The sequence below is a fragment of the Clostridium sp. D53t1_180928_C8 genome (genome assembly GCF_015667795.1).
GTDB lineage: Bacteria > Bacillota > Clostridia > Clostridiales > Clostridiaceae > Clostridium.
This window is the reverse complement of record NZ_JADPEL010000012.1, coordinates 18,298-37,934: the sequence shown is the minus strand read 5'-3', so window position 1 is coordinate 37,934 and position 19,637 is coordinate 18,298. Positions and strand designations below refer to the sequence as shown.

The following is a 19,637-nucleotide window of genomic DNA, read 5'->3' as shown; positions in this document are numbered from 1 at the left end:
TTGTTAAAAAAAATTAACTGTTAATTTTGTCCATCTTTTTCATAAAAGCTTTAGCTGTATTTTCTATATCTTCAAGAGATCCTTTTATTAATGAGCTTCCAACTCCAACGCAAGAAACTCCATTTGCAAACCACTCTTCAATATTATCTACTGAAACTCCACCAGTTGGCATTATTTCAACGTTTGGAATAGGTGCCTTTATTGCTTTTACATATTTTGCACCAAAAGCATCTCCTGGGAATAATTTAATCATTTTATTTCCAGCATCCATAGCTTTCATTATTTCACCTACTGTCATACAGCCTGGTAAGTAAAGAACATTCATGTCCTTACATACTTTATTAACTTCTTCACTATATCCTGGACTTACAACATACTTTGCCCCAGCTTCAATTGCGTCGGAAGCCATTTTAGCATTTAAAACGCTTCCAACTCCAATTAATGCTTCTGCATGTGAACTATACTCTTTTATAAGCTCACATACATTTGGTATTGTATAAGTAAGCTCCAATGATTTAATTCCACCTCTTAAGCAAGCTTCCATATAACCTCTAGCTTCTTCATGACTTTTACCTCTAACTACAGCTACAATTCCGTTTGCTTTTAATTCATTTAAAATCATTTTCACTTGTCCTCCTATACTCCTGAATAAGCAGAAAATGCTCCATCTACTGGAATAACTACTCCATTTACAAATCCTGATGCTTCTTCAGATACTAAGTATAATAATGTTCCTATTAATTCATCAGCTTCACCGAATCTTCTCATAGGTGTACTATTTAATATCTTTTCAGTTCTTGCTGTTGGTGTTCCATCTTCATTAAATAATAATTTTTGATTTTGGGCTGTTACAAAGAATCCTGGTGCTATTGCATTAACTCTAACTCCAACCTTTGACATATGTACTGCAAGCCATTGAGTAAAGTTGCTTACTGCTGCTTTTGCTCCTGAGTATGCAGGTATTTTTGTAAGTGGTGTAAATGCATTCATTGATGATATATTAATTATTGTTGCACCATCTTTATTTAACATGTCTTTACTAAATTCTTGTGATGGAAGTAATGTTCCTAAGAAGTTTAAATTAAATACGAATTCTACTCCTTTTGGATCTAAATCAAAAAATGTTGTTAGTTCTTCATTTTCTAAATCTTCCATTTCTAAATATTCTTTAGTTGTAGTACCTTTTGGATGGTTTCCTCCAGCTCCATTTATTAATATGTCAACTGGTCCGAACTCTTTATTAATTATTTCATGAGCCTTTTTTAAGCTTTCTTTATCTAAAACATTAGCATCAATACCGATTGCTATTCCGCCTTTTTCATTTATTTCTTTTGCCTTGTTGTCACAAGCTTCTTGTCCTAATGCTAATATTGCAACCTTTGCTCCACACTCTGCAAGTGCATCTGCCATCGCTCCGCACAGTATTCCTGTCCCACCTGTTACAACACAAACTTTATCTTTTAAATCAATATTAAATGGTAATTTCATTTTCCATTCCTCCTTGCAACTACTATACTTGTATACTAGCATATTAATATATGAATTACAATAGCTTTTTTGAAAACATTTAAATTTTTTTCTATAATAAAAAGTCATATAATATTAAATTTAATACTATATGACTTTTACCTATATTATACTTTTTAATTTTTCTTAATAAACTTATTATTTTATTAATATAATATATCATTTTTTAATATACTATATATTTAGATATTTCAGGCTCTTCTTTTATTAATTTCTTCCATTGTTCAACTGGATCTTTTATATGATGTGATACAACTTCATCAATAATATTACTATCTTTATTTTTTATAATATCTAAATAAGTTATATGTTGATCTACTATGAACTCTTTATTTAGTTTCATTTCTGCTAATAATCTCATTCTATTATAATGAGTACTTATATTACAAATAGATTCCCATACATTAGATTTATTTATTCCAACAAATAATAGCCTATGGTATTCTTTATCTAGATTATGAAACTCTAATAAATTATTACCTTTTTGCGCAACTAGTTTTTGAGCGAATAAACATTTTTCCATTTCCATTAATATATCTTCAGAAAAATTTTCGCAAGCTTCTCTTAGTGCTTCTTTTTCTAAATTATATCTAATAAAAATAGCTTCTTCTATTAAGTTCCAGTCAATTAATGAAACATAAGTACCTGCTTGTGGCTTAACCTCTATTAACTTTTCAGCCTTAAGCTTTATTAACACTTCTCTTATAGGTGTTCTTGATACATTTAATTTTTTAGCTAAATCTGATTCACTTAATAGCTCACCAGGCTTTAATTCTAAGCACATAATATTATCCTTTAATACCCTATACACATAATCCTTACCAGTTTCTTTATCTAATTTGTCATAAAGAATCACTTTAAATTACCCCCTAATAATATTTCCTTAAAAATCTTAACTTTGAACTCTAGTACACTAGTATATTACATTATAACATAAAAAAAATTAGGTATACACTGTATACCTAATTTAAAAATAAAATATTAATATTTTATTTTTTATATCCAAATTCAGGTATACTAGTCCATCTTTCACGTAAAGAATGAGCTATCATCTTAGGCTTTCTTTCTCTAGTAAATATACCCTTTTTATTTCCCTGAACTCTTATAATACCTTGACTTGTAGCAAAATCAGCAAAATTCCACACTTGTTCTCCAATAAAATTCTTGCATTTATCTACAATTTCATGGTTAGCTTTATAGTATTCTACTTGATATTCTTCAGTAAACATAACTGGAACTGTATCATGCATTCCTGCAACAGTATCTGCTCCATATTCAGTAAACATTATTGGAGTATTAGGACATCTTTTTTCCCAGCCTTTTAATTCCTCATCAAGCATTCTTTTAGCTTCATCTAGTTCTCCACCAGCTACATACCATCCATAATATCTATTTAAACATAATACATCTACTATATCTCCAACCTTACATTTATCCGGTGTAGACATTAAGTAAGTAACTACAGTAACAGGTCTCTTTTGAGGATCTAATTCTTTTGTTAATTTTATTAATGGTTCAAAATATTCTTTTGCACCTTCTGAATCAGAATCTGGCTCATTTGCTACAGACCACATTACAACACATGGGTGGTTTTTATCTCTTGAAACTAACTCTCTTAAAACTCTTTCATGAGCTTCTTTAGTTCCAATTTCCTTCCACGTATCTCTTCTAGCAGAATCTCCACCAAAACCTGTTGCCATAAAGTTTAAATGTAATCCAACAGCTGGTGTTTCATCAATTACAACTATACCTTCCCTATCTGCAAGTCTCATTATTTCCTCAGAATATGGGTAATGAGCTGTTCTGAAAGAATTTGCTCCAATCCACTTCATTAAATTAAAATCTTTTACATTAATAGCTTCATTTATTCCTCTTCCATTTACATAAGAATCTTCATGCTTACCAAACCCTTTAAAATAGAATGGCTTATTATTAATTAAGAATTTTCCTTCTTTTACTTCAACTGTTCTTACTCCAAACTCTTCAAAATAAGTATCAACACTTTCATCATTATTTACTAATTCTACTTTTAACTTATAAAGATATGCATTCATAGGCTCCCATAAATGTACATCACTTATAGTTAGCTTGCCTGACTCTCCTACGCCTTCTGCAACTATATTATTTTTTTCATCAATTATAGTTACTTTAACATTACCTTCACCTATAGTTTTCACCTTATAATCAACATATCCATCATTTTCTTTAAAATCAGTAACAATAGTTATATCTTCTACATAACTTTTTGGCGTTGTATATATTTTTACCGGTCTATGTATACCTGCATAATTGAAGAAATCAAAATTAACTGAATTTTTTATAACTTTCTTGCCATTTACCTCTACTTCTTTTACTAATCCTACTGGTAACGTAGTTTCATCAATTATATTATTTACTGCTACAGTTAATCTATTATCCCCTGTTATTAATAAATCATTTATCTCTGCTTCAAAAGGAGTAAATCCACCCTTATGCTCAACTAATAATTTCCCATTTAAATATACCTTTGCCTCATGAGTTACTGAACCAAATCTTAATACTATTCTTTGATTAAGTAATGTTTTAGGAATAGTAAAACTTCTTTCATACCATACCCATCCAACATGATCTCTTACTTCTTGACTTTCTACTAAATCATTATATGATGATGGTACAGCCATCTCTATAGTATCCTTTAATGGTGCTTTACTTAACTCTTCTGTTAAGCCATTTCCTTCATTTAATTTAAATCTCCATATACCATTTAAGTCTATTAATTGTCTTGATTCTGTCATTATTGGATATAACATAATAATTCCTCCTAAAATATAATTTTTCAACCCTTTTTTATTATAAAAATCTATATGATTTTATTATCTTTTTACATTACATAATCCATTATCTATAACTGAATTAATTGTATCTTCATCAATTATATTTATATCACCTATTATTGAATGTTTTAATGAACTAGCACATGTCCCAAATTCTACAATTCTTTCATTTGGCATTTCATTTAAAATTCCATGTAATATTCCTGCTGTAAACGCATCTCCTCCACCAACTCTATCTAATATATCAAAAGTATATGAATTAGATTTTAATAGTTCTTTTCCATTAAATAAATATCCTTTTAATGTATTATTATTAATTGAATTTACAGTCCTTCTAGTGCATGCTACATATTTTAAGTTTGGATATTTCTTAAATAGCATTTCATAATGATATTGTAATTTTTCCTCAAACTCTAAGTTGTTATCCTCAAATTTTAATATATTAACCATATCTAGATGTCCTAAAAATGCAAAATCTATATATGGTAATATTTCTTCTAACACTTCCTTGGCTTCATTTATAGACCATAACTTTGATCTATAATTTGAATCATAAGAAAGCAAAATTCCTTGTTTTCTACAAGCCTTTGAAATATCTATTATAAGTTCCTTTAAATCACTACTCAAAGCTGGAGTTATTCCTGATAGATGAACTAATCCAACACCTTTCAACATATCATCTATATTAAATTCATCTTTTGATGCCATAGATATTGCTGAATATTTTCTATCATATATAACTTCAGTGCTTCTAAGGCCATGTCCAATTTCAGAGTAATATACACCCAATCTACCTTCACCTATAACAATATCGTTTACATCAACATTATAACCTCTGAACTTGCTAATAACCTTCTTTCCTAAATAATTATTAGGAAGTTTAGTTACAAACTTAGTATCATGCCCTAATATAGCAAGGCTTGCTATTACATTTGCTTCTCCACCTGAATACACAGCCTCGAATGAATTTGCCTGTATTATTTTTTGGTTATTGGGTGGAGTAAGCCTTAACATTATCTCTCCAAACCCCAATACTTTTTTACTTCTAAAACCTAAATCATTCATCCTTACTACATCCCCTTGTTAGATAGCTTTATTTAGATAAATTTGCTTTAAATTCTGCTATAACTTTTTCTTGGTATTCACCATTATATAAATTATTAGTGAATCTTTCTAAAACATCTTTAGTAAATCTGAACCATGATTCTTTTTCTTTTCTAACCATTATTGGATAGTATAAAACTTCATTTTCTTCAGCAGCTTTAAGATCACCTAAAGCATCACCAACCATTAATACATTATTTCTGCTATATCCTTTTTCAATAAGTTTATTTATACAATAAGCTTTTGAGCCAATATTTTGAGTTAAAACTATATCAACACTTTCTAAAAGACCATGTTGACTCCACTCATCTAAAACTGCTTTTTCGTTTGCAGATGATACTATTGCTATATCTGCAACTTTTTTAGCTGTTATAATAGCTTCTTTTACCCCTTCAAATGGGCATTTTTCATCATCGCTTAACAAATCAATTGATTTATTTACAGACTTAGACCATTCTAACGCCTTTTTTACACAAATATTATTTGTTTTCTCTATTTCAGCTTCTAAAGACTCATTTGAAAGCTCCTTAGTTTCTTCAGTCCATCTTACAAATTCATCTAACCCATCTATTTGTATGTATTTATCATTAATTTCTATAAGAGCTACAGCTAAGCCTTTGAATCTATTTATTCCCCTAGTCAATGTATAAAGATTAACTTCATTCCATCTTTCTAATATATCATCTTTCCATTCTTCAAGATTCCATTCTGTTACCATACATGGTCCAAAGCATTTTATATGCTTAATATCCATAGTATCTATTGCACATCCATCAGAATCTATGCAAATTAGAAAGTCTTTTTTCTTAATAAAGTTATCTAAAAAATTACTCATAAATTTCACCTACTATTAGTTATTTTAAGAGATTTCTGTAGTTAGTGTTAATGCTTTTATGTGGACATCATATTTTATGAATGGTGTAGTTTAACAATAAATATTTATGCAATCACATTAACACTAATCTATAATATAGCCTTTTAACAACAAAATTTTTCCTCTTACTAGTATACTAGCATATTAGTATTTTTATTTCAATAATTTTTAATCTATTTCATTATTTATATATAAAATAAATGCAAGTAAATAGTTATTATCTAATTTACTTGCATTTATGAATGTATATTATTTATTTCCATATTATCTTTATTACTAAATTTTCATTATCTATTGTAGCAGTTATATTATATCCTAGTTTTTCTACTAGTACCTTTGTTATATATAACCCTAATCCAGTATTTCTATCACTCCTTGATTTATCCACAGTATAAAATCTTTCAAAGAGTTTATCCACATTTTCTTCAGTTAATTCTGTTGCTTTGTTAATAAATTCTGTTATTATTACATCCTCTTCTTGTTTTAATGTTATTTTTACAAAGTTTTCACCATGCTTAATCATATTTCCTATTAAATTTGAGAAAATACGGGTAATTGCACCCTCATCCGATATAATTTCCTTAATATCTTCATCACTTTCAATAATAGGTTCAATATTATTATTTATAAAATCATTATAAAATATAGCTATATTTTCGCATAATATGTTGTTTAAATTAACCTTCTTATATTGGAAGTTATACTCATTTCCTTCTATTCTTGATAAATCATAAAAACTACTTATAAGCTGTTGTAATGACTTTGTTCTTTTTTCTACTATATCCATATACTCATTTTTATCATTTTCCGAAATATTTTCTAGTCTGATCATTTGTAAATATCCCATTATTGATGTTAATGGAGTTCTTAAATCATGTGACATATTTGCTATACTTGCTCTTAATTCTTCTTCAGTTTTCTTCTTTTCTGCCACAACTTTTTGTTTTGAATCAAATATTAAATTTACTTCTGCAACTAGAGCTTCTAAATCCTTATCTACAGATTTTGTTTTTATATTTATATAATCATTTAAATTATTATTAATTTCTTTTCTTATTCTTCTAAATTCTCTTTTATATCCTATAATAATAGCAATTAAAACAATAATTATTGCTATTAAAATACATATTATACCCATTATTTCTCCTATATCTACCTTAATACACTGTATATAGAATTTTAAATACAATATCATACACTATGTACAAAGTCCCAATACTTATTTTATAGTAATCATACAACCATATTCTTAAATCTATTATATTCTATATATAAAATATTTCCAATAATCTATAAATTAAAACAAGTTGCCCCTGTAGAAAATATCTATAATAATGACTTTTCCCAGAGGCAATTTTCCTTCTATAATCTATTAAATTTTTCAGTACACATATTATTTAATACTTTAATTGAAACAAATAAAACTATTAAGAATATAACTAAAACTACACTTAAAATAACTATTATATTAGTAATACTAAATACTTTAATTAAACAAAGTGATAGTCCAACAATTGCTATTGATAATATCATTATTCCTAAAGAAGTAATCATTACACTTGCACTTTGTTTTACTACTACTGTAGGGTTTGTCCACTCCATTTTAGGAAAATATAAATTAATTATTAAGCCTAAAACAGCTGATATAACTGCAAATACTATACTTATTAATAAATTCAATATTAGATATTTAATCTCGAATTTTAATCCTATATAAAATATTATATTAGCTATAATTGATGCTGGAATTGTTATTACTAAATTAGCTATTATTTTACCCTTAAATATATCCTTAGGCTCTATTGGTAATGATTTTAATATCCATAATCTATTTCCTTCTAATGATATAGATGAATTTGTTATACAAGATAATCCAATAGTAAAAACTAATACAACTAATACTCCTATTGGAATCATATTTGCTATTTCAGGATATCCTAAAAGTTCTACTAGTGTTTCTTTACTTATAAACAATGTAGCTATAGCCCCTCCAATTAATAAGACCATTCCCACTGCTGTATTCATAACATAAATTGGTGTTGCAAAATATCTTCTTAACTCTTGATTTACCAAAGCCTTTGTTACGCTACTTTTTTCTAATTTAGCTACTTTATAGTTTGCTTTCTTATAACTTTCTCCTAACTTTCCATTTATAGTTTTAAATATTTTACTAAAAACAAATATAAATATCACAAATGGAATTATTGATATTAGTGCAAACTTTATTAAAGAAGCTATATCGTAATTTATTAATGCTTCTTTCAAATACATTGCTGGCGGATATATACTAGATATACCTTTTACTATTGAATCGCTATTTGCAATAAATGCATTGATATAATTTTGCATATTCATAGAAGCTACCATAATTAATAGAAAAGCTATCATTCCAACAACTATAGTTGCAATATTCTTGTGCTTAAATCTTGATGATATAAAAGTTATAACTACAGCTATTATTGAGGCTGCTATTATAGGAATCATTGGGATAAATATTAATCCTATTACTAATATAATAAAGAAAACCCATAATAGGTTTCCATTATAAATGAAGTAGACTATTGATGCTGGTACTATTATAAGTGCTGTTCCTATATAACTTATAGACATTAAGCTTAATATTTTACTAGTTAATATTGTGCTATTTTTTATTGGAAGAGCCATTAATAAATCATAATCCCTTGAACTAAATAATGTCCCTTGAGCTTTATAGATTGATGTTATAAAGCTTAAAATACATGAAAATAACACAGCAATTATTAATATTAAATCTAAATACCCCATTGGCTTTAATACTATAGCTAGTCCTATTGAATATGATGTTGTCATGAAGCATATTACTGCTGCTATTAACAATAATGTTCCTGTAGTAATTAATAGCGTTCTTTTTTCCTTAGAAGAACTTACACCTTTAGATAAAGAGTTAATTCCTGTGCTATTTATAAATGAATTTTTTAGTAAAATAAATAAATTACTCATTATCAATCAACTCCATAAATACATCTTCTAATGAATTATTTCCTTTAACCTCTTCAGTACTTCCTACTGCAACTATCTTTCCACCTTTAATAATTGCAATTTTATCACATAATTTTTCTGCTACTTCTAATACATGTGTTGAGAAAAATATTGCACTTCCTTCATTACATATTTCTCTCATTATTTCTTTAAGAGTATGAGCTGCCTTAGGATCAAGTCCAACAAATGGTTCATCAAGAATTAATAACTTTGGCTTATGAATTAATGCTGATATTACTGCAAGCTTTTGTTTCATTCCATGTGAATAGGAGGATATTAAATCACCTAGATATTTAGTTAACTCTAGTTTATCTCCATAATATTTAATTAACTTTTCCCTTTGTTCCTTGCTTACCTTGTACACATCTGCTATAAAGCTTAAATATTGAATTCCTGTTAAAGCCTCATAAAGATCTGGATTATCTGGAATATACGCCATTAGCTTTTTACACTCTATAGGCCTCTTTTTTATAGACTTATTATCTATTAATATATCTCCTTCTGAAAATTCTAAAATACCAACTACAGCTTTAATGGTAGTTGTTTTTCCTGCACCATTATGCCCTATAAATCCAAATATCTCTCCACTTTTAACTGTTAATGATATATTATCAACTACCCTTTTTCCTTTTGAATATTCCTTTGAAAAATTCTTAATTTCTAACATAAGATAATCTCCTTTATTGCCCCAGGGGCACGCGATTTTTGTCGCTTTCATTTTTTATTGCCCTTGAAGCACATTTTTATTTAATATCTTGAGCTTTAAATATTCTTATTCCTGCAAATAACGAAATTACTATTGTTACTAATGCAATTAGTAAAGACCTAAGTAAGTCTGTATTTCCAGCTTTAATAGATGTTGCTAATGCTGAATTATAAAATGGTAACACTTCATAAACTCTATCAAACCAAGGATATATTCCATATAAAAATCCAGCAAACGTTGGAACTCCTATAAATATTGCTACCGTTATTCCAATTGTAGCTCCATTACTCTTTACTAATGTTGCTATAACCATTGCTAATGCTGCTACTGCTGAACTAGCTACTACCGATACTATAAATGTTTTTATCATTCCTAATATTTGTGAAAACTCAAATGATTGTCCCCAGCCATTCATAATAGTAACTGCTATTGTTGGTAATATTGTCATAATAACTAAAATTATTATAATTGCTACAATCATGGATACAAACTTTGCTAAATAAAACTCTTCTCTTTTTTTCCCATAAGCTAAGAAGTTTTTAATTGTACCTTGTGAATATTCTTTTGCCATTAATGCTGCAACTAATATTCCTATTAATATCTCCATAACACCTGATCCAAATGAAGCATGATATACTTCTATAGAAGTTGGATTCATAATGTCCTTAGCTTGTAAATGCATTCCCAACTGCCCTGGTGTCACAATTGCATCACTGTCTGACATGTTTGTCATTTGTTGCATAATTGCCTCCTTTTGATCTTGAGGCATATCACCTAAGCTATCATTAAGTATGTTATCAAAAATTGGTGAGGACATAACTATTGTCATTGTAGATAGTAAAATTGTAACAACTATTAGTGCCTTAAATGTTCTGTCTTTAAATAATTTATATAATTCTGCTTGTATTGCCTTAAGCATTTAACGCACCTCCAATTGTATTCATAAAGTATTCTTCTAAGTTTTCTCCCTTAATACTTATACTTTCAACAATAACTCCTGACTTTGAAAGCATAGAATTTACTTCTCCTACATTATCTAAATTAGAAAATACCTTTATATTCTTATTTTCTAAAACTTCGTAATCAGTTATTCCCAACTCTCTTTCTAATAAAGTTACTGCTCTAGATGTATCATCAACTTTTAAATTTATATACTGTCTCCATTTCTCTGATAGTTCCTTAGCTGTTATTTCTTCAATTAACTTTCCTTCTGATATTATTCCATAGGTAGTTGCAAGCTCTGATAACTCACTTAATATATGACTAGATATTAATATTGTCATATCTTTTTCTTTATTTATTTTCTTTAAAAGTTCTCTTATTTCAACTATTCCCATTGGATCAAGTCCATTTATAGGTTCATCTAATATAAGTAGCTTTGGATTACCCATTAACGCATTAGCGATTCCTAACCTCTGTTTCATACCCAATGAAAAATTTTTAACCTTCTTCTTTTCAACATCTTTTAATCCAACTAACTCTAATACATCATCTATACACTTCTTCCCTGGTATATTTCTAACTAATCTAGAAACTTCAAGATTTTCCCTTGCTGTCATATTTGTATAGAATGAAGGGGTTTCAATTAAGCTTCCTACCATTGTTCTTACTTTATTTAATTCAGCTTCACCACTTGCTCCTAAAAGCTCTATTTCTCCGCCACTTTTGTGAATTAATCCTGTAATAAGTCTTATTAATGTAGTTTTACCTGCTCCATTTTGACCAATAAACCCATATATATCACCTTTTTTAATTGTCATATTAACATTATTTACTGCTACTTGACTTCCATATTTTTTGGTAATGTTATATGTCTTTAATATAACTTCTTTCATTTATATTTACCCCCTAGCTTAAACCTATTTATATTTTTCATTTATTTTTCTTTACTCTCTTAACTTAATTACATTCTATACTCATAGTTGTAAGATAGCTTAAAGAAAACATTAAGAAAGTATTAAGTTTAAAATAAAGTATGCCTCTAGGGTTAATCCAATATTTTGATTAACCCCAGAGGCATGCGCTTTATGTGGATTATTCTTTTAATTTAAATCCAATTCCCCATACTGTTTGGATGTATTCATTTTCCTTATCTATTTTTGAAATCTTAGATCTTAGATTACTAACATGTACATTTACAGTATTATCATCACCAATAAAATCATCTTTCCAAACTGATTCAAAAAGATTTGCTCTAGTAAATACTTTATTAGGATTACTAATTAGTAGTTCTAATATATCAAACTCTCTAACGGTTAAGTTAATTTCTACTCCCTTAACATGTACTTGTCTTGATTCTATATCTAACTCTAAATTTTTGTGTTTTATTTTATGTATATTATTAATATTAGAAAACTTAGTATATCTTCTTAATTGAGCTTCAACTCTTGCTAATACTTCATTAATATCAAAGGGTTTACTTATAAAATCATCTGCACCCATTTTAAGTACTGATATTTTATCTTCCGAACTAGTTTTAGCTGATGCTACTATTATAGGCATAACATGATTTTTTCTTATTTCAACTAATAATTCTTCACCACATATTCCAGGTAGCATTAAATCTAAAATTATAAGATCATATTCAAATTGTTCTATACACATCTTTGCTTCACTTCCAGAATAAGCTCCCCTAGCCTCATATCCATTTTGAATTAGTATTTTACATAAAAGTTTATTAATATCCCAATCATCTTCAACAACTAATATCTTTTTACTTGAATTCATATTTTTATTCTCCCTTATATTAACTACTATACAAATTATACCAAACAAATATAATTTGCAAAACAAAAAAACTGATTCATAAATAAGAATCAGTTTTAATATATATGGGCTATGGAATTTCATTATAAATGTATATTAACATTAATTACTATATACATTTGATTTCAAAACTTTTCGTCTTTTATTATAACATATTTATATCATTTTTAATTATGAGAGTTATAAATGGTATGGATAAAAATATTTAATATAATTTCCTAGGAAATTAGTTTTATATACTATGATATCATAAAATTAAAAAACTAAACACTATCCACATTTATCACTTTGTTAGTACTAAGAATTCAGTTTATTAATCATATCTCTAAGTTCAGCGGCTCTTTCAAATTGAAGATTTTTAGCTGCATCTTTCATTTCTTCAGTATATTGTTTAATTAACTTCTTCTTATCTTTAGCAGTTAGCTCAACAGCTTCATCAATACCATAATCAACAGACTCTTCTGCAACCTTCGTTGCCTCAATTACATCTCTAATTCCTTTTATTATAGTTTTAGGAACAATTCCATGCTCATCATTGTATTTCATTTGAATTTCTCTTCTTCTATTAGTTTCCTTAATTGCTCTATCCATTGAACCTGTAATTCTATCTGCATACATAATTACTTTACTTTCAGAATTTCTTGCCGCTCTTCCTATGGTTTGAACCATTGATGTTTCAGAACGTAAAAATCCTTCTTTATCAGCATCTAAAATTGCAACTAAAGCAACTTCTGGAATATCTAATCCCTCTCTTAAAAGGTTAATTCCAACAAGTACATCAAACTTTCCTAATCTTAAATCCCTTATTATTTCCATTCTTTCTATAGTTTTTATATCAGAATGCATATAAGTTGTTTTAACTCCTAATTCAGTTAAGTATTTAGTTAAATCTTCTGCCATTCTTTTAGTTAAAGTTGTTACTAGAGTTCTAAACCCTCTTTCTGTTGTTTTTAAAATTTCAGCATAAAGATCATCTATTTGTCCAGTAACTGGTCTTATCTCAACTATTGGATCTAAAAGTCCTGTTGGTCTTATAATTTGCTCTGCTATATTAGTTGAGTGGTCTAATTCATATTGTGCTGGCGTAGCAGATACAAAAACAACTTGATTTACCTTCTTTTCAAACTCAGTAAATTTTAACGGTCTATTATCATATGCACATGGTAACCTAAATCCATATTCAACTAATGTATCTTTTCTTGATCTATCACCTGCATACATTGCCCTGCATTGAGGTAACGTAACATGACTTTCATCAATAAACATTAAGTAATCATCTGGGAAATAATCTAATAAGGTTTTAGGTGGAGTACCTGGTGCTCTTCCATCTAATACCCTTGAATAATTTTCTATTCCACTACAATATCCCATTTCCTTAATCATTTCTATATCATAATTAGTTCTTTGTCTTAATCTTTGAGCTTCTAATAATTTATCTTGTGATGTTAATTCTTTTAATCTTTCTTCAAGCTCATCTTCTATTTCCTTTATCGCCTTATCTAATGTTTCTTTTGATGCAGCAAAGTGAGATGCTGGGAATATAGCAACATGCTCTCTTTCGCCTAATATTTTTCCTGTTAAAACATCAAACTCTCTTATTCTATCTATTTCATCACCAAAGAATTCAATTCTAATTCCCTTTGTAGATGATGATGCCGGAATAATATCTAAAGAATCTCCTCTTACCCTAAAAGTACCTCTTGAAAAATCAATATCATTTCTTTCATATTGAATTTCTATAAGCTTCTTTATTATCTCATCCCTATCCTTTTCCATTCCTACTCTTAAAGATATAGTAAGTTTTTTATATTCATCTGGATTACCTAATCCATAAATACATGAAACTGAAGCTACTATTATAACATCTTTTCTTTCAAATAATGCCGATGTAGCTGAATGCCTTAATTTATCTATTTCATCATTTATAGATGCATCTTTTTCAATAAATGTATCTGTTTGTGGAACATATGCTTCTGGTTGATAATAATCATAATAAGAAACAAAATATTCAACTATATTATCTGGAAAAAACTCTTTAAATTCTGAACATAATTGAGCTGCTAATGTTTTATTATGTGCTAAAACTATTGTTGGCTTTTGAACTTTTTCTATTATATTTGCCATTGTATATGTCTTACCTGATCCTGTAACTCCTAAAAGAGTTTGATATTTTTCATTATCTTTTATTCCATTAGCTAAACTTTTAATAGCTGCTGGTTGATCTCCTGTTGGTTTAAATTTAGAATGAATTTTAAATTCTCCCATATACTCACCTCCAAATTATTATTTATTAATTTAAATATACCTTAAACTTAAATTATCTAAAATAATATTACCTTTAAAATAAGAAAATATAAATAGATTTTATTTCTTATATTCACCATTTTTTAAACTTTTATAACCAATAACGCTTCCTAAGAAAAAATAGAGACTAAATTATATTAGTCTCTATTTTTATTCTTAAGATCATTTATTATATTTTTTAAGTCATCTGGTTTTATTTCAAACATATCTTCTTTTTTAACCATTTTAGGAACTAAAAGCATTCCTAACCTTTTATTTCTAGGTTGTATAATATATTCTAATACTTGTCCCGAATTGTTTTTAACTTTCATTGGAACCTTAAGTATACTATCTCTAGCAACCTTGAATATATCTCCTTCTGAGCTAATATTTTGTCCATTAATTTCTATTATTTTATCTCCACGCTTAATTCCTACTTCGTATGCTGGTGAATTTGGAGTTACCTCAAGGACCATTATTCCTTCATCATCACTAACATATAAGCATTCACCTTTCTTTTCAACTCTGTATTCATATCGCATAATTACCTCAAATGCTAATGGAGCATATATTACAGCTATTATTTCACCTAATATATTAATACCTGCTAATTGTGCCACCAATGCAACTGATACACCATATATTAAAATTACTGTACCACATCTAAGGGACTTAGTTTTCTTTTCTTGCGTAAAGGTAATGTTACTATATCCTAATATTCCGTATAAAGGAATACTTGCTATCATAATAGTGCTTAATAAACCTAATATTGCTTTATTATTTATAATAGGCCACCATGAAGCCACATTAGAATAAACTGACTCATCTCCAGGTATGCTATTACTAAAAATCATAAGTATTGCAACCGGTATTGGCCAATATCTACTAAATGAAAATCCTCCAACTATTTTGTCCTCTTTTTTTGTGAACACTGGTATTGCTCCTCTACTTCCATCAAACATAATTAAAAATCCTTCAATTATATATATAACTCCTATGAAAGTCATCAATGATAATATATCAACATTTAGAAACAACTTCATTCCAGTAAAATCACTGGCAAGCTTTAAAGCAATTCCTATAATACCTAATATAGCTGAAGAGTAGGCATATGATATGTATTTCTTTTTATAAAATAAAGATAATATTGATATCATAAATATAAATTCTATTCCTGAGCTCTCACTAAATGTAACTCCAAGTACAGATAATATTATACTTCCAATTGCACCTGCTAATATTCCTAATACAATTTGAGATAATGTAAGTTCTAGAGGGGAATTTATCCCCTCTCCTAATGTCATTTTTTGAATAGAAACTATTCTAACATTTTTAAAATAAAATATTATCCCAAAAACTACAAGCATAACTAAATGCATTGGCTCAATTATTGCTACTGCTATAGACTTTAAGCTATGAATTATTAAATCCATTCTGAGCCTCCTAATTAATTCTTCTCTCTTACTACCTCTAATGCTTTTTGAAATTGTGGATCAATGCTTCTATCATAATCCTTTTGTAATATTTCTTGTGGAATCTCTACAACTATTTCTGGCTCTATTCCTGTACCATGAATATTTTCACCATTTGGTGTGTAATATTTAGATGTTGTAACTTTAAGCCCTCCCATATCATTAGGTAACACTTTAAGTTGTTGCACTATACCTTTACCAAAAGTTGTTTTTCCAATTATTGTTGCAGCTTGATGATCTCTTAAAGCACCAGTTACAACTTCTGAAGCACTAGCACTTCCACCATCAACAAGTACAACCATTGGCATTCCAATTGCATCTCCGCCTATCGAATTTGATATTACCTTTTTGTTATACTTATCAATAGTGTAAGTAACAACTTCTCCTTCAGGAATGAAATTAGAAGCTATTTCAACACATTCATTTAAGTATCCACCTGGGTTTCCTCTTAAATCTAATATTAGTTTTTTCATTCCTTGTTGTTTTAATTCATTTAATTTTTCATTAAACTTATCACTTACTTCTTCATCACTAAAAGTTGTTATTTGAATATAGCCTATTCCATCTTCTAAAATTTCTCCTTTTACTGATTCAGTCTTTATTTCAGCTCTTACTATTTCTATTTCTAATGGCTCATCTACACCTTCACGTTTTATAGTTAAAGTAACCGGAACACCTTCTTCTCCTCTAACTCTAGATACAACTGCTTCTGTGTTTAAATCTACCACTTCATAATCATCAACTTTTAATATTATATCTCCGGCCTTTAAACCTGCTTTTTCTGCTGGTGATCCCTCGACTGGAGATATTATACTTACATTACCATCTCTAACACCTAATTGCGCTCCTATTCCATAAAAACTTCCTTGGCTTGATTCCATAAATGTTGTGAATTCATCTTTATCCATATATACAGTGTATGGATCTCCTAAAGACTCAGCCATTCCTTTCATAGCCCCTTCTAAAAGCACCTCATCATCTATTTCTCCATCGTACATAGAAAATAACATACTTCTTAGGTTAAATAAATTTGAATATTTTTCAGTATCTTGAATATCTCCTAGGTCACTAACCGCTTTTTCTGGTACAGATCCCATAATAACACCTTTAGTAGCCAATGTATTTCCTAAATAAAATACTCCTCCATATGTTATTAATAAAACTCCTGCTCCAATTAAGTATTTAAATATTTTTTTTGTAGTTTTTTGGGGTTTCCTTGGTTTATTTTCCTCTCCGTTAAAATTCTCCATTATTTTTCTTTCCTTTCTCTAAATAATTTATATTAGCTAAAATTACCCTTTATTCACTTAAAACTACAACCCATAACAAATGTAATGAGTTGTAGTTTTATATGATTTCTATATATATCTTTATTTTTGCCTAATTAACAAATTCTATATACTAAACAACTAAGAATTTTCTTAATGCAAATATACTTCCTATTGCTCCAACTACTATACCGCCTCCAACAAAGCACGCTAATAAAGTTGTTAAAACAAATTGTGGTTGTACTAAGTTTACTATAAACATAGATGAAACAATCCACTTAAATATACCATTATATGCAAAGTATAATACTATACTTGATGCCAATGACCCAACTGCACCAATTATTATACCTTCAATAACGAAAGGCCATCTAATAAACCAGTCTGTTGCACCAACAAACTTCATTATTCCGACTTCTCTTCTTCTTGAGTAAACTGTAAGCTTGATTGTATTCATTATTAAGAATACTGAAACACCTACAAATACTACAAATAATCCTATACCCACGATTTGAACTACATCAACAAACTTACTTATTGTGTTAATTACGTCTTGTTGATTTCCTATACCTTCAACACCAGTCATACTTTCAACTGATTTTGATACTTCTCCAGCATATGAAGGATCTTTTAAATTAACTATAAATGAACTTGGTAATGGGTTATTAGTTAAATCATATCCTTCTAATAATCCAGCATTGCTTCCTAAGTTTTCTTTTAAATTTAAGAAGGCTTCATCTTTAGATTCATATGTAACTTCACTTACTTGAGGATCTTCCATCAATTTAAGTTCTATCTCTTTTTGATCAACTAATTTTATGTCATCTTTTAAATATACTTGAATTTGAATTTTAGATGCTACATCTTCTATACTTTTATTAAAGTTTAATGCTAATAAAGTAAATGTACCAAAAACGAAAAAAGTTATTAATACAGTTATCATAGCAGCTACACTGATTGTCCTATTTCTCTTTATACTCTTTAAAGCATCTACTATAAAGTAATTTAACGTGCTAATTTTCATTCTCGTACATCCCCTTTCTATCGTCTCTTACTATCGTTCCTTTATCAATAGCTATAACTCTCTTTTGCATATTATCAACTATGTCTTTTGCATGAGTTGCCATTAATATAGTTGTTCCTGCTCTATTTATATCTTCTAATAATCCCATTATTTCTTTTGCTGTTTCCGGGTCTAAGTTTCCTGTAGGTTCATCGGCTATTAACACAGCTGGATTATTAACTATAGCTCTTGCTAAAGATACTCTTTGCTGTTCTCCACCTGATAACTCATTAGGGAACATTTTATATTTATGAGATAATCCTACTAGTGATAATACCATAGGTACTCTTCTTCTTATTTCCCTTTGAGAAGCTTCTACTACTCTCATTGCAAATGCAACATTTTCGTATACATTTAAAGTAGGTATTAATCTAAAGTCTTGGAATACCATTCCGATTTTTCTTCTGTAATACGGTATTTGTTTTCTAGTTACTTTAGATAATTCCTTATCTGCTACTATAATATCTCCCATTGTTGGATCTACTTCTTTTAATAACATTTTTATAAAAGTAGATTTACCAGCACCAGATGGTCCAACTAAGAAAACAAAATCTCCTGAATCTATTTTTATATTTACATTTGATAATGCCTTAACATTATTATCATATATCTTGGACACGTCCTTAAATTCTATCATAAATAACACCTCTTACAACTTTAAGTTTAACAATTTTAAAAACTCTAAAGCCATTATATCATACAAAAAGGCATAATACCAATACTTCAGCTTCAATTACCTCATA

Annotated in this window: 17 protein-coding genes; all 17 read right to left on the bottom strand. The window is 28.4% G+C overall.

From position 1 onward, the window contains the following. Positions 1 to 13: 13 nt before the first annotated feature. Positions 14 to 622 carry a bifunctional 4-hydroxy-2-oxoglutarate aldolase/2-dehydro-3-deoxy-phosphogluconate aldolase gene (locus I4V51_RS09975; RefSeq protein ID WP_195988345.1) on the bottom strand — a complete coding sequence of 203 codons (609 nt, stop codon included), beginning with the start codon at positions 620 to 622 and terminating at the stop codon, positions 14 to 16. 14 nt (positions 623 to 636) lie between these two features. After that, a complete protein-coding gene (locus tag I4V51_RS09970) occupies positions 637 to 1,488 on the bottom strand; it encodes an SDR family oxidoreductase (protein WP_195988290.1) in 852 nt (283 codons plus the stop codon). A gap of 205 nt (positions 1,489 to 1,693) precedes the next feature. Beyond that, complete coding sequence (locus I4V51_RS09965) at positions 1,694 to 2,383, bottom strand: GntR family transcriptional regulator (RefSeq protein WP_195988289.1); 690 nt, start codon at positions 2,381 to 2,383, stop codon at positions 1,694 to 1,696. Between the two features lie 133 nt (positions 2,384 to 2,516). Next, on the bottom strand, positions 2,517 to 4,316 hold the full coding sequence (gene uidA / locus I4V51_RS09960; RefSeq protein WP_195988288.1) for a beta-glucuronidase: 1,800 nt from the start codon (positions 4,314 to 4,316) through the stop codon (positions 2,517 to 2,519). A gap of 63 nt (positions 4,317 to 4,379) precedes the next feature. After that, entirely contained in the window at positions 4,380 to 5,405 is a 1,026-nt protein-coding gene (locus I4V51_RS09955) for a sugar kinase (protein ID WP_195988287.1), read from the bottom strand. A 28-nt stretch (positions 5,406 to 5,433) separates the two neighbouring features. Then, entirely contained in the window at positions 5,434 to 6,279 is an 846-nt protein-coding gene (locus I4V51_RS09950) for an HAD hydrolase-like protein (RefSeq protein WP_195988286.1), read from the bottom strand. Between the two features lie 292 nt (positions 6,280 to 6,571). Beyond that, the gene (locus tag I4V51_RS09945) at positions 6,572 to 7,456 is read right to left on the bottom strand and encodes a HAMP domain-containing sensor histidine kinase (protein WP_195988285.1); all 885 of its coding nucleotides are present in this window, start codon (positions 7,454 to 7,456) and stop codon (positions 6,572 to 6,574) included. A gap of 224 nt (positions 7,457 to 7,680) precedes the next feature. Continuing rightward, a complete protein-coding gene (locus tag I4V51_RS09940; protein WP_195988284.1) occupies positions 7,681 to 9,297 on the bottom strand; it encodes an ABC transporter permease in 1,617 nt (538 codons plus the stop codon). Further along, positions 9,290 to 10,003, bottom strand: coding sequence for an ABC transporter ATP-binding protein (locus I4V51_RS09935; protein WP_195988283.1), 714 nt, complete (start codon positions 10,001 to 10,003; stop codon positions 9,290 to 9,292). Before I4V51_RS09935 ends, I4V51_RS09940 begins: the two co-directional genes overlap by 8 nt. Before the next feature lie 76 nt (positions 10,004 to 10,079). Further along, positions 10,080 to 10,961, bottom strand: a complete 882-nt coding sequence (locus I4V51_RS09930) for an ABC transporter permease subunit (protein WP_195988282.1) — start codon at positions 10,959 to 10,961, stop codon at positions 10,080 to 10,082. After that, positions 10,954 to 11,877: an ATP-binding cassette domain-containing protein gene (locus I4V51_RS09925; RefSeq protein WP_195988281.1), complete on the bottom strand. Its 924-nt coding sequence runs from the start codon at positions 11,875 to 11,877 to the stop codon at positions 10,954 to 10,956. The genes I4V51_RS09930 and I4V51_RS09925 overlap by 8 nt, the downstream gene beginning before the upstream one ends. Before the next feature lie 199 nt (positions 11,878 to 12,076). Then, positions 12,077 to 12,769, bottom strand: a complete 693-nt coding sequence (locus I4V51_RS09920; protein WP_195988280.1) for a response regulator transcription factor — start codon at positions 12,767 to 12,769, stop codon at positions 12,077 to 12,079. 336 nt (positions 12,770 to 13,105) lie between these two features. Continuing rightward, on the bottom strand, positions 13,106 to 15,073 hold the full coding sequence (uvrB, locus tag I4V51_RS09915; protein WP_195988279.1) for an excinuclease ABC subunit UvrB: 1,968 nt from the start codon (positions 15,071 to 15,073) through the stop codon (positions 13,106 to 13,108). Positions 15,074 to 15,249: 176 nt separating this feature from the next. Beyond that, a complete protein-coding gene (locus tag I4V51_RS09910) occupies positions 15,250 to 16,524 on the bottom strand; it encodes a PDZ domain-containing protein (RefSeq protein ID WP_195988278.1) in 1,275 nt (424 codons plus the stop codon). A 14-nt stretch (positions 16,525 to 16,538) separates the two neighbouring features. Further along, positions 16,539 to 17,813 (bottom strand): S41 family peptidase, encoded by a 1,275-nt coding sequence (locus I4V51_RS09905; RefSeq protein ID WP_195988277.1) that lies wholly within the window; start codon positions 17,811 to 17,813, stop codon positions 16,539 to 16,541. Positions 17,814 to 17,964: 151 nt separating this feature from the next. Continuing rightward, a complete protein-coding gene (gene ftsX, locus I4V51_RS09900) occupies positions 17,965 to 18,855 on the bottom strand; it encodes a permease-like cell division protein FtsX (protein WP_195988276.1) in 891 nt (296 codons plus the stop codon). Further along, complete coding sequence (gene ftsE, locus I4V51_RS09895; protein WP_195988275.1) at positions 18,845 to 19,531, bottom strand: cell division ATP-binding protein FtsE; 687 nt, start codon at positions 19,529 to 19,531, stop codon at positions 18,845 to 18,847. Before ftsE ends, ftsX begins: the two co-directional genes overlap by 11 nt. Between the last annotated feature and the right edge of the window lie 106 nt (positions 19,532 to 19,637).

What these genes read in the sequence shown, in the direction of transcription:
- ftsE (WP_195988275.1), bottom strand. Translation starts at nt 19,531, where the DNA reads ATGATAGAATTTAAGGACGTGTCCAAGATATATGATAATAATGTTAAG.
- I4V51_RS09950 (WP_195988286.1), bottom strand. Translation starts at nt 6,279, where the DNA reads ATGAGTAATTTTTTAGATAACTTTATTAAGAAAAAAGACTTTCTAATT.
- uvrB (WP_195988279.1), bottom strand. Translation starts at nt 15,073, where the DNA reads ATGGGAGAATTTAAAATTCATTCTAAATTTAAACCAACAGGAGATCAA.
- ftsX (WP_195988276.1), bottom strand. Translation starts at nt 18,855, where the DNA reads ATGAAAATTAGCACGTTAAATTACTTTATAGTAGATGCTTTAAAGAGT.
- I4V51_RS09920 (WP_195988280.1), bottom strand. Translation starts at nt 12,769, where the DNA reads ATGAATTCAAGTAAAAAGATATTAGTTGTTGAAGATGATTGGGATATT.
- I4V51_RS09975 (WP_195988345.1), bottom strand. Translation starts at nt 622, where the DNA reads ATGATTTTAAATGAATTAAAAGCAAACGGAATTGTAGCTGTAGTTAGA.
- I4V51_RS09940 (WP_195988284.1), bottom strand. Translation starts at nt 9,297, where the DNA reads ATGAGTAATTTATTTATTTTACTAAAAAATTCATTTATAAATAGCACA.
- I4V51_RS09925 (WP_195988281.1), bottom strand. Translation starts at nt 11,877, where the DNA reads ATGAAAGAAGTTATATTAAAGACATATAACATTACCAAAAAATATGGA.
- I4V51_RS09945 (WP_195988285.1), bottom strand. Translation starts at nt 7,456, where the DNA reads ATGGGTATAATATGTATTTTAATAGCAATAATTATTGTTTTAATTGCT.
- I4V51_RS09910 (WP_195988278.1), bottom strand. Translation starts at nt 16,524, where the DNA reads ATGGATTTAATAATTCATAGCTTAAAGTCTATAGCAGTAGCAATAATT.
- I4V51_RS09905 (WP_195988277.1), bottom strand. Translation starts at nt 17,813, where the DNA reads ATGGAGAATTTTAACGGAGAGGAAAATAAACCAAGGAAACCCCAAAAA.
- uidA (WP_195988288.1), bottom strand. Translation starts at nt 4,316, where the DNA reads ATGTTATATCCAATAATGACAGAATCAAGACAATTAATAGACTTAAAT.
- I4V51_RS09935 (WP_195988283.1), bottom strand. Translation starts at nt 10,003, where the DNA reads ATGTTAGAAATTAAGAATTTTTCAAAGGAATATTCAAAAGGAAAAAGG.
- I4V51_RS09930 (WP_195988282.1), bottom strand. Translation starts at nt 10,961, where the DNA reads ATGCTTAAGGCAATACAAGCAGAATTATATAAATTATTTAAAGACAGA.
- I4V51_RS09970 (WP_195988290.1), bottom strand. Translation starts at nt 1,488, where the DNA reads ATGAAATTACCATTTAATATTGATTTAAAAGATAAAGTTTGTGTTGTA.
- I4V51_RS09955 (WP_195988287.1), bottom strand. Translation starts at nt 5,405, where the DNA reads ATGAATGATTTAGGTTTTAGAAGTAAAAAAGTATTGGGGTTTGGAGAG.